Annotated in this window: 12 protein-coding genes, 1 tRNA gene and 1 pseudogene; all 14 read right to left on the reverse strand. The window is 62.7% G+C overall.

Annotation, left to right across the window (positions count from 1 at the left end; genetic code table 11):
- The coding region (locus D578_RS15070) for a GTP-binding protein (protein ID WP_018137563.1) at nucleotides 1-96 on the reverse strand (96 nt) is incomplete at its 3' end.
- 45 nt (nucleotides 97-141) lie between these two features.
- On the reverse strand, nucleotides 142-2,238 hold the full coding sequence (fusA, locus tag D578_RS0114490; protein WP_018950645.1) for an elongation factor G: 2,097 nt from the start codon (nucleotides 2,236-2,238) through the stop codon (nucleotides 142-144).
- Between the two features lie 22 nt (nucleotides 2,239-2,260).
- On the reverse strand, nucleotides 2,261-2,728 hold the full coding sequence (gene rpsG / locus D578_RS0114495) for a 30S ribosomal protein S7 (protein WP_018143874.1): 468 nt from the start codon (nucleotides 2,726-2,728) through the stop codon (nucleotides 2,261-2,263).
- 26 nt (nucleotides 2,729-2,754) lie between these two features.
- Entirely contained in the window at nucleotides 2,755-3,129 is a 375-nt protein-coding gene (gene rpsL, locus D578_RS0114500) for a 30S ribosomal protein S12 (RefSeq protein WP_018143873.1), read from the reverse strand.
- A gap of 108 nt (nucleotides 3,130-3,237) precedes the next feature.
- The gene (gene rpoC / locus D578_RS0114505) at nucleotides 3,238-7,458 is read right to left on the reverse strand and encodes a DNA-directed RNA polymerase subunit beta' (protein ID WP_018950646.1); all 4,221 of its coding nucleotides are present in this window, start codon (nucleotides 7,456-7,458) and stop codon (nucleotides 3,238-3,240) included.
- 71 nt (nucleotides 7,459-7,529) lie between these two features.
- Nucleotides 7,530-11,609 carry a DNA-directed RNA polymerase subunit beta gene (rpoB, locus tag D578_RS0114510; protein ID WP_018950647.1) on the reverse strand — a complete coding sequence of 1,360 codons (4,080 nt, stop codon included), beginning with the start codon at nucleotides 11,607-11,609 and terminating at the stop codon, nucleotides 7,530-7,532.
- Nucleotides 11,610-11,740: 131 nt separating this feature from the next.
- Nucleotides 11,741-12,118: a 50S ribosomal protein L7/L12 gene (rplL, locus tag D578_RS0114515; RefSeq protein WP_018950648.1), complete on the reverse strand. Its 378-nt coding sequence runs from the start codon at nucleotides 12,116-12,118 to the stop codon at nucleotides 11,741-11,743.
- A 71-nt stretch (nucleotides 12,119-12,189) separates the two neighbouring features.
- Entirely contained in the window at nucleotides 12,190-12,711 is a 522-nt protein-coding gene (rplJ, locus tag D578_RS0114520) for a 50S ribosomal protein L10 (RefSeq protein ID WP_026289375.1), read from the reverse strand.
- 214 nt (nucleotides 12,712-12,925) lie between these two features.
- Complete coding sequence (rplA, locus tag D578_RS0114525) at nucleotides 12,926-13,621, reverse strand: 50S ribosomal protein L1 (RefSeq protein WP_018950650.1); 696 nt, start codon at nucleotides 13,619-13,621, stop codon at nucleotides 12,926-12,928.
- 1 nt (nucleotide 13,622) lies between these two features.
- A complete protein-coding gene (gene rplK / locus D578_RS0114530) occupies nucleotides 13,623-14,054 on the reverse strand; it encodes a 50S ribosomal protein L11 (protein ID WP_018950651.1) in 432 nt (143 codons plus the stop codon).
- Nucleotides 14,055-14,119: 65 nt separating this feature from the next.
- Entirely contained in the window at nucleotides 14,120-14,653 is a 534-nt protein-coding gene (gene nusG / locus D578_RS0114535; RefSeq protein ID WP_018950652.1) for a transcription termination/antitermination protein NusG, read from the reverse strand.
- A gap of 17 nt (nucleotides 14,654-14,670) precedes the next feature.
- The gene (secE, locus tag D578_RS0114540; RefSeq protein WP_018950653.1) at nucleotides 14,671-15,036 is read right to left on the reverse strand and encodes a preprotein translocase subunit SecE; all 366 of its coding nucleotides are present in this window, start codon (nucleotides 15,034-15,036) and stop codon (nucleotides 14,671-14,673) included.
- Between the two features lie 37 nt (nucleotides 15,037-15,073).
- Nucleotides 15,074-15,149: transfer RNA gene (locus D578_RS0114545), tRNA-Trp, on the reverse strand.
- An 86-nt stretch (nucleotides 15,150-15,235) separates the two neighbouring features.
- Nucleotides 15,236-15,340, reverse strand: a pseudogene (locus D578_RS15785) (elongation factor Tu); the annotation flags it as partial.

Below are 15,340 nucleotides of genomic sequence, written 5' to 3' on the forward strand. Positions count from 1 at the left end.
CATCGCCGCCGTCAGCGTCGTTTTCCCATGGTCCACATGACCAATCGTACCCACATTCACATGCGGCTTCTTACGCTCGAACTTTTCCTTGGACACAGCTCAAACCTCTTTACAGTTCTTTCAAATAACGCGAATTCGGGATCAGGACGCCTTGGCGGCAACCGCCTCGGCGATCTGCGCGGGGGCCTCGGCGTACTTCTCGAATTCCATCGAGTAGGTCGCGCGACCCTGACTCATCGAGCGCAACTGGGTCGAGTAGCCGAACATCTCGGACAGCGGAACCTCGGCCCGCAGCAACTTCTGCCCGGCGATGTCTTCCATGCCCTTCACCAGCCCACGACGGCGATTGAGATCGCCCATCACGTCGCCCATGTACTCTTCGGGTGTCTCGACTTCGACCTTCATCATGGGCTCGAGGAGCACGGCGCCAGCCTTCAGCGCACCTTCCTTGAAGGCCATGGACCCGGCAACCTTGAACGCCATCTCGTTGGAGTCAACGTCGTGGTAGGAGCCGTCAAACAACGTCACCTTCACGTCTTCGACCGGATAGCCCGCGAGCACGCCATTGGACATCTGTTCCGCGACGCCCTTGTTGACCGCCGGGATGTAGTCCTTGGGCACCACGCCGCCCACGACGGCGTTCTCGAAGTGATACCCGCTACCGGGTTCCAGCGGCTCGAGACGCAGCCACACGTGACCGTACTGCCCGCGACCGCCCGACTGCCGCACAAACTTCCCTTCCTGCTCGACCGTCTTGCGGATGGTCTCGCGGTAGGCAACCTGCGGCTGGCCGACGTTGGCTTCGACCTTGAACTCGCGCTTCATGCGGTCAACCAGCACTTCGAGATGGAGCTCGCCCATGCCCGAGATGATGGTCTGACCAGACTCTTCGTCGGTATGGACCTTGAAAGACGGATCCTCCTGCGCCAGCTTGTTCAGCGCAATGCCCATCTTTTCCTGGTCGGTCTTGGTCTTCGGTTCGACCGCGATAGAGATCACCGGCTCCGGGAATTCCATGCGTTCGAGCTCGACCGGGTCATTCGGGTCACACAGCGTAGTACCCGTGTACAGATCCTTCAGCCCGACCACCGCGCCGATGTCGCCTGCACGCAGCTCCTTGATCTCCTCACGGGAGTTGGAGTGCATCTGCAGGATACGCCCAATCCGCTCGCGGCGGTTGTTTTGCGTATTCAGCACCGAGTCACCCGCCGCCAGCACGCCCGAATAGACGCGCACGAAGGTCAGCGAACCCACGTAGGGGTCGGTCATGATCTTGAACGCCAGCGCCGCAAACGGCTCGTCGTCCGAAGCGTGCTTGGCGACCGACTCGTCGGTGCCTGCTTTCACGCCCTTGATCGCCTTGACCTCCTCCGGAGAGGGCAGGTATTCGACGACCGCGTCCAGCATTGCCTGGACACCCTTGTTCTTGAACGCCGAGCCACACAGCATCGGGACAATCTCGAGCGCGAGGGTCCGCTGACGCAGGGCCGACTTGACTTCTTCCTCGCTGAGGTCGCCCTCGTTGAGGTACTTGTCCATCAGCTCTTCGTTCGCCTCGGCGGCGGCCTCGAGCATATTCTCGCGCCACGTGTCGGCTTCGGCCCTCAGGTCATCGGGGATGTCCTTGTACTCAAAGCTGATACCGAAGTTCTCTTCGTCCCAGTAGATCGCCTGCATCTTGACCAGGTCGATCACACCCTTGAACTGGTCCTCGGCACCAATCGGCAGCTGGATCGGCACCGGGTTGGCCTGCAGCCGCTCCTTCATCTGCTCGTAGACGCGCAGGAAGTCGGCACCGGCGCGGTCCATCTTGTTGACAAACGCGAGACGCGGCACGGCGTATTTGGTGGCCTGCCGCCAGACCGTCTCGGACTGCGGCTGCACACCGCCCACTGCGCAGTACACCATCACCGCACCGTCGAGCACGCGCATGGAACGCTCGACCTCGATGGTGAAGTCCACGTGCCCGGGAGTATCGATGATATTCACCCGATGCTCGTCGAACTGCTTGGCCATGCCGGACCAGAAGCTGGTGGTCGCCGCGGATGTGATGGTGATCCCGCGCTCCTGCTCCTGCTCCATCCAGTCCATCGTGGCGGCGCCGTCATGCACCTCGCCGATCTTGTGCGACAGACCGGTATAAAACAGGATGCGCTCGGTCGTCGTCGTCTTGCCGGCGTCGATATGCGCGCTGATCCCGATATTCCGGTAGCGCTTCAGTGGTGTCTTGCGTGCCACGGTGAGCCTCTCTAAATCTGGTTTACCAGCGGAAGTGGGCGAACGCTTTGTTCGCTTCCGCCATGCGGTGAGTGTCTTCGCGCTTCTTGACGGCCGAGCCCTTGCTGTCCGAGGCGTCCATCAGTTCGCCGGCCAGCTTCAGGGCCATGGTGCGTTCGCCCCGCTTGCGGGCGGCCTCGACCACCCAGCGCATGGCCAGCGCATCCTGCCGGACCGAGCGCACTTCCACCGGAACCTGGTAGGTCGCACCGCCGACGCGGCGGGACTTCACCTCGACGCGCGGACGAATGTTGTCCAGGGCGCGCTCCAGCGCACCCATCCCGTCGCCCTGCTTGGACTCGATCTGGTCCAGGGCGCCATACACGACCTGCTCGGCGACGGACTTCTTGCCGTCTCGCATGACCGTGTTGATGAACTTGGCCAGGCGCTCGCTTCCGAACTTCGGGTCGGGGAGGATGTGACGCTTGGGGGCTGCTGCTCTTCTAGACATGTTTCAGTTCCCGGACTGGATCAGGGTTAGGATTTGGGACGCTTGGTGCCGTATTTGGACCGGCCCTGCATGCGCTTTTGCACGCCCTGGGTATCCAGGCTGCCGCGCACCGTGTGGTAGCGCACACCCGGGAGATCCTTTACACGACCGCCACGAATCAGGACCACCGAGTGCTCCTGCAGGTTGTGGCCTTCCCCGCCGATGTAGCTACTCACTTCGTAGCCGTTGGTCAGCCGCACGCGCGCAACCTTGCGCAGCGCGGAGTTCGGCTTCTTCGGGGTGGTCGTGTAGACACGGGTGCAGACCCCGCGCTTCTGCGGGGAACCCTGCAGCGCCGGCACGTCGCTCTTTTCGACGGGGCGCTTGCGGGGCTTGCGTACCAACTGGTTGATCGTGGCCATGAAACCCTTTCTCCTAGCCTAAAAATAACGACAGGCCGGCGCCGAGACCGGCCTGTCGAGGGAGCGGAAGTCTAATCGCCGCTCCAGTGAGTGTCAAGGTGGGACGGGTCACTTGGACCCGTCTTCCGTGGTACCCGGGTCAGTAGTGGCCGGTTCGGAGTCGGCGATAACCGCCGGCGCCTCCTCGACCGTCTCGAACTCGGGCATTTCCAGTGCGCGCTTGCGGCGACGTTCCTTGTGATAGGCGAGGCCCGTCCCGGCGGGGATCAGGCGTCCGACGATCACGTTTTCCTTCAAGCCGCGCAGGTCGTCACGCGCACCGCGGGTCGAGGCCTCGGTCAGCACGCGGGTAGTCTCCTGGAAGGAGGCCGCAGAGATGAACGACTCGGTCACCAGCGAGGCCTTGGTGATACCCAGGAGCACGCGCTCGTAGGTTGCCGGGCGCTTGTCGGCACCCAGCTGCTCGTTCTCCTCGAGGACGCGAATGCGATCCACCTGGTCCCCGGCGAGGAACTTGGTATCACCGGCGTCCTCGATGTTCACCTTGCGCATCATCTGGCGGACGATCACCTCGATGTGCTTGTCGTTGATCTTCACACCCTGCAGACGGTAAACGTCCTGGATCTCCTGGACCTGGTATTCGGCCAGGGTGGTGACACCGCGCAGACGGATGATGTCATGCGGATCCAGCTCACCGTCGACCACGACCTCGCCACGCTCGACGCGCTCACCCTCGAACACGTTCACCGTACGCAGCTTGTGAATCATCATCTCGACCGGGTCACCCCTGTCCGGGGTGATCACCAGACGCTGCTTGCCCTTGGTCTCCTTGCCGAAGGACACGGTGCCCGAGATCTCCGCCAGCACCGCCGGCTCCTTGGGACGCCGCGCCTCGAACAAGTCGGCCACACGCGGCAGACCACCCGTGATGTCACGCGTCTTGGAGGATTCCTGCGGCAGGCGGGCAATGACATCACCCACCTCGACCCGGGCGTTGTCCTCCAGGTTGAAGATCGCATTGGCCGGCAGCATGTACTGCGCGGGCATGTCGGTCCCCGGGATGTACACCTCGTTGCCGTCATCGTCCAGCAGCTTGACCGTTGGGCGCAGATCCTTGCCCGCAGTCGAGCGGCTCTTCGGATCCAGGACCACGTTGGACGACAGGCCGGTGAACTCATCGGTCTCCTTGGTGACCGTCACGTTCTCGACGAAGTCCGCCAGACGCAGGTTACCGGCCACCTCGGTGACGATCGGATGGGTATGCGGATCCCAGGTCGCGACTTCCTGACCAGCCTCGACGGCATCGCTGTCGTGGACCGTGATGAGCGCGCCGTAGGGAATCTTGTAGCGTTCCCGCTCGCGACCCTGGTCGTCGATCACGCCCAGCTCGCCGGAGCGCGAGACCGCGACCAGATTGCCGGCCTTGTTGGTCACCGTCTTCAGGTTGTGCAGACGGACGGCGCCGGAACTCTTCACCTGGATCGCACTGACGGTCACGGCACGGCTCGCGGCCCCGCCGATGTGGAAGGTACGCATCGTCAGCTGGGTGCCCGGCTCGCCGATCGACTGCGCGGCGATGACGCCCACGGCCTCGCCGGCGTTGACCTCGTGACCACGCGCCAGGTCGCGACCGTAGCACTTGGCACAGATACCCTGGCGGGTCTCGCAGGTAATCGCGGAACGCACCATCACTTCGTCCACCGAAGCGGCGTCCAGGGAGTCCACCATGGCCTCGTCCAGCAGTGTGCCGGCCGGGATCAATACCTCATCGGTCCCCGGGCGCAGCACATCCACCGCTGTGGTCCGGCCGAGCACGCGGTCGCGCAACGGCTCGACCACGTCGCCACCCTCGATGATCGGCTTCATCTGCAGGCCCTGCTGGGTCCCGCAATCGGGCTGGGTCACCACCACATCCTGGGAGACGTCCACCAGGCGGCGGGTCAGGTAGCCCGAGTTCGCGGTCTTGAGCGCGGTATCGGCCAGGCCCTTACGCGCACCGTGGGTCGAGATAAAGTACTGCAGTACGTTCAGACCCTCGCGGAAGTTCGCGGTGATCGGCGTCTCGATGATCGAGCCGTCCGGCTTGGCCATCAGGCCACGCATGCCGGCCAGCTGGCGAATCTGCGCGGCAGAGCCACGCGCACCAGAGTCGGCCATCATGAAGATCGAGTTGAACGAGTTCTGCTCGACTGTCTCGCCGTCCTTGTTGACGACCTTCTCCTTGCCGAGGCGCTCCATCATGGCCTTGGCGACCTGGTCATTACAGTGCGACCAGATATCCACAACCTTGTTGTAGCGCTCGCCCTTGGTCACGAGACCCGAGGCGTACTGGTTTTCGATCTCCTTCACCTGCTCTTCGGCGCCCTGCAGGATTGGCTGCTTCTCGTCCGGAATCACCATGTCGTCGGCGCAGAACGACACGCCGGCTCGGGTGGAGTAGTAGAAGCCCGCATACATCAGCTGGTCCGCGAACACCACCGTGTCCTTCAGACCCAGGCGGCGATAGCACTGGTTGATGAGCCCGGAGATCGCCTTCTTGTTCAGCTCGCGGTCGATCAGCTCGAACGGCAGGCCCTTGGGCATGATGCGCGACAGGATCGCGCGACCCACGGTGGTCTCCAGGCGCAGGTACGGCAGGCTCTCGCCCTCGCCGACCTCGGCCATGGTGTCGCCAATACGCACGGTAACGCGCGCGTGCAGATCCACCAGCTTGTGCTCGTAGGCGCGGTGGACTTCGTCCACGTCGGCGAAGGTCATGCCCTCGCCCTTCGCGTTCACCTTCTCGCGCGACAGGTAGTACAAACCGAGGACGATGTCCTGCGACGGCACGATGATCGGCTCGCCGTTGGCCGGGGACAGCACGTTGTTGGAGGACAGCATCAGCGTGCGCGCCTCAAGCTGGGCCTCCAGCGACAGCGGCACGTGCACGGCCATCTGGTCACCGTCAAAGTCCGCGTTGAACGCGGCGCAGACCAGCGGGTGCAGCTGGATAGCCTTACCTTCGATCAATACCGGCTCGAACGCCTGGATACCCAGGCGATGCAGGGTCGGTGCGCGGTTCAGCATGACCGGGTGCTCGCGGATCACCTCTTCCAGGATATCCCAGACCTCGGGACCTTCCTTCTCCACCGCCTTCTTGGCGGCCTTGATGGTGGTCGCGAGACCACGGCGCTGCAGCTTGCCGAAGATGAACGGCTTGAACAGCTCCAGCGCCATGCGCTTGGGAAGGCCGCACTGGTGCAGACGCAGGGTCGGTCCAACCACGATCACGGAACGACCGGAGTAGTCGACACGCTTGCCCAGCAGGTTCTGGCGGAAACGCCCCTGCTTGCCCTTGATCATGTCGGCCAGGGACTTCAGCGGGCGCTTGTTGGTACCGGTGATGGCACGGCCGCGACGGCCGTTGTCCAGCAGCGCGTCCACGGACTCCTGCAGCATGCGCTTTTCGTTGCGCACGATGATGTCCGGGGCGTTCAGCTCCAGCAGGCGACGCAGACGGTTGTTGCGGTTGATCACCCGACGGTACAGATCGTTCAGGTCGGAGGTCGCGAACCGGCCGCCGTCCAGCGGCACCAACGGGCGCAGGTCCGGCGGCAGCACCGGCAGGACCTTCATGATCATCCACTCCGGCTTGTTGCCGGAATCGAGGAAGGCTTCGACCAGCTTGAGCCGCTTGCCAAAGCGCTTGATCTTGGTCTCGGAACCGGTCTCGGTCAGGTCCTGGCGCAGCTTCGTGGCCTCGGCCGGCAGATCCATTTCCTTCAACAGGCTCAGCACGGCCTCCGCGCCCATCAGCGCGGTGAAGTCATCACCGTGCTCCTCCATCGCCTCGAGGTATTCCTCGTCGGTCAGGAGCTGGCGTTTCTCCAGCGTGGTGAAGCCAGGATCGGTCACGATGAAGGACTCGAAGTACAGGACCTTCTCGATGTCCTTCAGGGTCATGTCGAGCAGCAGGCCAATACGGGACGGCAAGCTCTTCAGGTACCAGATGTGGGCAACCGGGGAGGCCAGATCGATATGGCCCATGCGCTCGCGCCGCACCTTGGTCTGGGTGACCTCGACGCCGCACTTCTCGCACACAACGCCGCGATGCTTCAGGCGCTTGTACTTGCCGCACAGGCACTCATAGTCCTTCACCGGCCCGAAGATCTTCGCGCAGAACAGGCCGTCACGTTCCGGCTTGAAGGTCCGGTAATTGATGGTTTCCGGCTTCTTCACCTCGCCAAAGGACCAGGAACGGATCTGGTCCGGGGACGCAAGACCGATGCGGATCGCATCGAACTCTTCCGGCTGGGTCTGTTGCTTGAACAGATTCAGGAGGTCTTTCATTCGCTTGCCTCACAAACTTGGTTTCGAGGGGCGCACTGCGCCCCGTCGGATCACAATCGGATCGGAGAAGATCAGTCCTGCTCGAGCTCGATATTGATGCCGAGCGCCTTGATCTCCTTCATGAGCACGTTGAACGACTCGGGGACGTTGGCCTCCATGTGGTGCTCACCGTCAACGATGTTCTTGTACATCTTGTTGCGGCCCTGCACGTCGTCCGCCTTCACCGTCAGCATTTCCTGCAGGGTGTAGGCGGCGCCGTAGGCCTCCAGTGCCCAGACCTCCATTTCGCCGAAGCGCTGACCGCCGAACTGCGCCTTGCCGCCCAGCGGCTGCTGGGTAACCAGCGAATACGGCCCGGTGGAGCGCGCATGCATCTTGTCGTCCACCAGGTGGTTCAGCTTCAGCATATGCATGTAGCCCACGGTCACCGGACGATCGAATCCATCCCCGGTGCGGCCGTCGTACAACTGGGCTTGCCCCGTTTCCGGCAAGTCGGCCAGACGCAGCATCTCCTTGATCTCGGCCTCTTCGGCACCGTCGAACACCGGCGTCGCCATCGGCACGCCGCGGCGCAGGTTCCGGCACAGGGTGATGATCTCGGGGTCCGACATGGAGTCGAGGTCCACCTTGCGCTCGCGGTTGTTGTAGATCCTGTCGAGGAACTCCCGCAGCTTCGCGATCTCCGCCTGCGCCTCCAGCATGCGGTTGATCTTGTCGCCCAGGCCCTTGGCGGCCCAGCCCAGGTGCACTTCAAGCACCTGGCCGACGTTCATGCGCGAGGGCACGCCCAACGGGTTCAGCACCACGTCCACCGGGGTGCCGTCCTCGAGGAACGGCATGTCCTCTTCCGGCACGATCATCGAGATCACGCCCTTGTTCCCGTGACGACCGGCCATCTTGTCGCCCGGCTGCAGGCGGCGTTTCACGGCAACGTAGACCTTGACCATCTTCTGCACGCCCGGCGGCAGATCATCGCCGGCGGCGAGCTTGGCCTTCTGGTGTTCGAATTTCTTCTCGAACGCCTCGTGCTGATCCTTGATCTGGCGACCCAGGTCTTCCAGCTGGCTGTTGACCGCGTCGTCCTGCAGGCGGACCTCGAACCACTTGTCGCGGGAAAGGCCCTGCAGATACTTCTTCGTCACCTTGGAACCATCACCCAGGCCATCCGGGCCACCGGCGGCGGTCTTGTTGACCAGCAGCCGCTCGACGCGGGCGAAGATGTCGTCCTCGTAGATGCGCAGCTGGTCCTTCAAGTCCTTCTGCACCGCGGCGAGGTCGTCGGCCTCGATCGACCGTGCGCGGGCGTCTTTCTCCACGCCGTCGCGGGTGAAGACGCGCACGTCGATCACCGTCCCCTCGATGCCGGACGGCACACGCAGGGAGGTGTCCTTCACGTCCGATGCCTTCTCGCCAAAGATCGCCCTCAGGAGCTTCTCTTCCGGAGTGAGCTGGGTCTCGCCCTTGGGCGTGACCTTGCCGACCAGGATGTCACCCGGGTTCACCTCGGCGCCGACATAGACCACGCCGGACTCGTCCAGCTTGTTCAGCAGCGACTCGGAGACATTCGGGATATCCGCGGTGATCTCTTCCTGGCCCAGCTTGGTGTCACGGGCGACACAGTTGAGCTCTTCGATATGGATCGTGGTGTAACGATCCTCCTGCACCACGCGCTCCGAGATCAGAATCGAATCCTCGAAGTTGTAGCCATTCCAGGGCATGAACGCGACCATCATGTTCTGCCCCAGCGCCAGTTCGCCCAGGTCCGTGGACGAACCGTCGGCAATCGCATCACCGCGGGCGATCTCGTCGCCCACAGCGACCAGCGGACGCTGGTTGATGGAGGTGTTCTGGTTGGAACGGGTATATTTGGTCAGGTTGTAGATGTCCACGCCCGGCTCGCCAGCGACGGTTTCGTCGTCGTTAACGCGGACCACCACACGACCGGCGTCCACCGAGTCCACGGCACCGCCGCGCTTGGCGACGATGGCGGATCCGGAGTCGATCGCAACGGCGCGCTCGATACCGGTACCCACCAGCGGCTTGTCAGCCCGCAGGCACGGCACGGCCTGACGCTGCATGTTCGCGCCCATCAGCGCGCGGTTGGCATCGTCATGCTCCAGGAATGGCAGCAACGCGGCGGCCACCGACACGATCTGCTTCGGCGAGACGTCCATGTACTGGATCTTGTCCGGCGACGAGATCGTGAACTCCTCCTGGTGACGGCAGGATACGAGGTCATCACTCAGGCGACCTTCCTCGTCCATCGCCGCGTTCGCCTGGGCGATCACGTACTGGCTCTCTTCGATCGCGGAGAGATAGACGATCTCCTCGGTCACCTTGCCCTCTTCGACCTTGCGATACGGCGTCTCCAGGAAGCCGTAGCGGTTGGTGCGGGCATACACGGCCAGCGAGTTGATCAGGCCGATGTTCGGGCCTTCCGGGGTCTCGATCGGGCAGACGCGACCGTAATGCGTCGGGTGCACGTCGCGCACCTCGAAACCGGCACGCTCCCGGGTCAGACCACCCGGACCCAGGGCCGAGATACGCCGCTTGTGCGTGACCTCGGACAGCGGGTTGTTCTGGTCCATGAACTGCGACAGCTGGCTAGAGCCGAAGAATTCCTTGACCGCTGCGGCCACCGGCTTGGCATTGATCAGCTCCTGCGGCATCAGGCCTTCGCTCTCGGCGACGGTGAGACGCTCCTTGACCGCGCGCTCGACGCGCACCAGACCCAGGCGGAACTGGTTCTCGGCCATCTCGCCCACGCTGCGGATGCGGCGGTTGCCCAGATGGTCAATATCATCGGTACGGCCGTTGCCGTTACGCAGGTCAATCAGTACCTTCAGGACATCCAGGATGTCTTCCGGCGACAGCACGCCTGCGCCCTCGTCGGTATCACGACCCACGCGGCGGTTGAACTTCATCCGGCCCACGGCGGAAAGGTCGTAGCGATCTTCCGAGAAGAACAGGTTGGAGAACAGGTTCTCCGCGGCGTCCTTGGTCGGCGGCTCGCCCGGGCGCATCACGCGGTAGATCTCGACCTGGGCCTCCAGCTGCGTCTTGGTCGGGTCCAGACGCAGGGTATCCGACATGTACGGACCGTGGTCGTAGTCATTGGTGTAGATGGTGTCCAGGGACTTCACGCCCTCGGCGCGCAGTTTGTCCAGCATCTCCTGGGTCAGGGCGTCATTGGCATTGGCGATCAGCTCGCCAGTGGACTCGTCCACCACGCCCTTGGCCAGCACACGACCCAGCAGGTATTCGTCCGGCACCCGCAGGGTGTTGATGCCGGCCTTCTCGATCTCCCGGATATGGCGCGGCGTAATACGCCGCCCGGCCTCGACAATGACGGTTTCGCCATCGGTAATGTCGACGACCGCGGTCTCGCCGCGCATGCGCTCGGGGATCAGGTCCAGCTCGCCACCGTCATCGTCGAGGGTGAGCCGATTGAAATCGAAAAAGGTGGTCAGGATCTCTTCGGTATCCATGCCCAGTGCACGCAGCAGGATCGACGCCGGAAGCTTGCGGCGACGGTCGATGCGCACAAAGACCCCGTCCTTGGCATCGAACTCGAAGTCGAGCCAGGAGCCGCGGTACGGAATAATACGGGCGTTATAAAGCAGCTTCTGTGCGCTGCCCTGGGTCTTGCCCTTGTCGCTGTCGAAGAACACGCCCGGCGAGCGATGCAACTGCGACACGATCACGCGCTCGGTACCGTTGATGACAAAGGTGCCGTTCTCGGTCATGAGCGGCATTTCGCCCATGTACACCTCTTGCTCCTTGACCTCCTTGACCACGGTGGAGCCTGCCGGGGCCTCCTTGTCGTGAATCACCAGGCGCAAGAGGACACGCAGCGGGGCCGCATAGGTCACGCCACGGATCTGGCATTCCTTCACGTCGAACATCGGTTCGCCCAGGCGATAGCTCACATACTCGAGCTGGACATGACCGGAATAACTGACGATGGGGAAAACCGACTGAAACGCCGCATGCAGGCCCATCGGATCCCGCCCGTCGGACGCTCGGTCCGCCTGCAGGAAATCCCGATAGGAGGTCAGCTGGGTTTCCAGCAGGTACGGGACTTCGAGGATCTGGGGACGCTTCCCGAAGTCCTTGCGGATACGTTTCTTTTCGGTATAACTGAGGGCCATGGCTTACCTCGGAGGCTAGCTGAACAACGCGCGACAAAACACGCGCCACCACGGGCTGAGGCTGGCGACCAAACGGCCGCCAGCCTCAGGGATTCGTGATGTACACGAAAACAACAGGCGCAAGCGCCTTCTTACTTCAGTTCGACGGTGGCGCCCGCGCCTTCCAGCTCCGCCTTCATCTTCTCGGCCTCGTCCTTCGGAGCGCCTTCCTTCACGGTCGCCGGCACGCCTTCGACCATTTCCTTGGCTTCCTTCAGACCGAGACCGGTCAGGGCACGGACAACCTTGATGACGCCAACCTTGTTCTCGCCAAAGCTGGACATCACGACATCGAAGTCGTCCTTGACTTCGGCGGCAGCGGCTTCACCACCAGCGGCAGCCGGGGCGGCCGCAACGGCGGCAGCGGCGGACACGCCGAACTTCTCTTCCATCTCGCTGATCAGGTCCACAATCTCCAGGACCGTCATGTTGCCGATGGCTTCCAGGATATCTTCTTTTGAAACGGCCATTTCTTAATCTCCTAACGGGTCGTACCCGAATTCATTCAGTACATGCTGCAGAAAAAGGCTTGAAGGGTTCTTCAGGCTGCCTGTTTCTGATCACGGATTGCTGCAACGGTACGCACAAGCTTGCCCGGGACTTCGTTCACCGTACGGGCGAACTTGTCGAGCGGCGCCTTCATGGTGGCGAGGAGCTGCGAGAGCGCCTCGTCACGGGTCGGCAGGCTCGCGAGGCGATCGATATCGTTCGCCCCCATGAGCTCCCCACCAAAGGACACCAGCCGGACCTTAAGCTGATCGTTTTCCTTGGCGAAGTCCTTCACCAGGCGCGCAGCGGAGCTCGGCTCCTCTTCGCTGAAGGCGAGGATCAGCGGACCCTGCAGCTCGGGCTGCATGCACGCGAAATCCGTACCCTCAATAGCACGCTTGGCGAGGTTGTTCTTCACCACCCGCAGATAGACCCCGGTACTGCGGGCCTTCCGACGAAGGTCGGTCATCTGCGCGACCGAGAGACCCCGGTATTCCGCGGCGACCGCGGAATGCGCCGAGGCAGCAACCGTAGCCAGCTCCGAGACAATCGCCTTCTTGTCGTCGAGATTCAAAGCCACGTTGACTCTCCTCTAGTAAGACCACCCAAAGGTGATCGTGAAACCGGGCGAACCCGGCACTTCGGTGCTCCCGTCGCAGGTACTTCCTGAATCGGGTGACACCATCTGCGCAGGCTGAGGTATTAAGCCGGACCCGAGGGCGCGACGCCTGCGGTCTTGGATGGCGTGCCGCTTGCGCGACAGCCGACCAAAAACCGTATTATCTTGCTTAGAGCTCCAACGAACCCTGATCGACCTTGACGCCCGGACCCATGGTGGTCGAGACCACCACGGCCTTGACGTACTGCCCCTTGGAGGTCGCCGGCTTCATCTTCAGCAGGTCGGCCAGCAGGGCGTTCAGGTTGTCGGTAAGCGACTTTGTGTCGAAATCGGCCGCACCAATAGTGCAGTGGACGATGCCACCCTTGTCGGTGCGGTAGCGCACCTGACCACCCTTGGCGTTGGTCACCGCGGTGGCCACATCGGGGGTCACGGTACCGACCTTCGGGTTCGGCATCAGGCCGCGCGGGCCGAGAATCTGGCCCAGCTGGCCAACCACGCGCATCGCATCCGGGGAGGCGATCACCACGTCGAAGTCCATCTGGCCGGCCTTCACCTGTTCGGCAAGGTCGTCCATGCCGACGACATCGGCCCCGGCTTCCTTGGCGGCGTCGGCGTTTGCGCCCTGGGTGAACACGGCCACGCGCACAGTCTTGCCATTGCCATGCGGCAACACGGTGGAACCGCGCACCACCTGGTCGGATTTGCGCGGGTCAACGCCGAGGTTCACGGCAACGTCCACGGACTCGCGGAACTTGGCCTTGGGCAGCTCACGCAGGAGATCAAAGGCATCCGTCACCGGATACAGGTGACCCGGCTCAACCTTCTCGCGGTAGGCCTGCATACGCTTGGAAAGCTTCGCCATGTCAGAGACCCTCCACTTCGAGACCCATACTGCGGGCACTGCCGGCGATGGTACGCACGGCGGCATCGAGATCGGCCGCGGTCATATCCGGTTCCTTGGTCTTCGCAATTTCTTCCAGCTGAGCGCGCGTCACGGTGCCGACCTTGTTCGTGTTCGGCTGACCGGAACCGGACTGAATGCCGGCCGCCTTCTTCAGCAGGACCGCCGCCGGGGGCGTCTTGGTAATGAACGTAAAGCTACGGTCCGCGTACACGGTGATCACCACCGGAATCGGCAGGCCGGGCTCGATTTCCTGGGTCTGGGCGTTGAACGCCTTGCAGAACTCCATGATGTTCACGCCGCGCTGACCCAGCGCCGGGCCCACGGGCGGGCTCGGGTTGGCCTTGCCGGCCGCCACCTGAAGCTTGATATACGCTTCGATTTTCTTTGCCATGAGGACTCCCTCGGGTGCGAACGCCTTGCGGCTCCCCGATTAACAGGTAATGACGCTTGCGCGTCTCAGGTTTTCTCGACTTGGTGGAACTCGAGTTCCACGGGCGTCGACCGCCCGAAAATCTGAACTGCCACCAACAGGCGACTCTTGTCGTAGTTGACTTCTTCGACCACGCCATTGAAATCGTTGAACGGGCCGTCGATTACGCGGACCATCTCGCCCACCTCGAACAGCACCTTTGGACGCGGCTTCTCGGCGCCTTCCTGCATGCGCTGCAGAATCGCGTCGGCTTCCTTGTCACTGATCGGCGCCGGACGGTCCGCAGTGCCGCCGATAAAGCCAAGCACGCGCGGCACGGCCTTGACCAGATGCCAGGCCTCGTCGTTGAGATCCATCTGAACCAGCACATAGCCGGGGAAGAACTTGCGCTCACTCTTGCGCTTCTGGCCGTCCTTCATCTCGACGACCTCCTCGGTGGGCACCAGGATTTCGCCAAAGTGATCCTGCATGGCGAAGCGCTCGATGCGCTCCTCCAGAGATCGCTTCACCTGCGCCTCGAAACCCGAGAATGCCTGTACGACGTACCAGCGTAGTGCCATGGGGAAAATCCTGCTGCTTATCCGATGAACCGACTGATGCCCCAGCCCAGGAACATGTCCAGGAGCCAGAGCATGATCCCCACCAGGATCACGACGGCAATGACGATCAGCGTGGTCTGGGTCGTCTCTACGCGGGTGGGCCACACCATCTTGCGCACCTCGGTGCGCGCGTTGCCCATAAAGCCGGCGAGCTGGCTCCCCTTGGCGGTCGTCATTCCGATCGCCAAGGCGATACCCACAACGGCGAGCAGCCCGAGGACGCGAATCAGAGTGGATTCGTCCTGGAACCAATAAAAGCCCATGACGCCGGCAATCAGCAGCGCCACGGCCACCGCGAGCTTGACGGTATCAAGCACGCCGGTCTGTTCCGATTGTTCACTCATGAATACGTATCACCCGGTGCTGCTGCCATCTCGAAGATGGCAGGCCAGGAGGGACTCGAACCCCCAACCTGCGGTTTTGGAGACCGCTGCTCTGCCAATTGAGCTACTGGCCTAGAAATCGAATCGACAAGAAACAAACACGAGAGACGACGCACGCGGCGCCGCCTCTCGCGGTCGGTCTGTCAACTTGTCTACTGTATCACTCGATGATCTTGGCGACGACGCCGGCGCCCACAGTGCGGCCGCCTTCGCGGATCGCAAAGCGCAGACCGTCTTCCATCGCGATCGGATTGATCAGGGACAC

This window comes from Thioalkalivibrio sp. ALMg11, assembly GCF_000377905.1.
Lineage (GTDB): Bacteria > Pseudomonadota > Gammaproteobacteria > Ectothiorhodospirales > Ectothiorhodospiraceae > Thioalkalivibrio.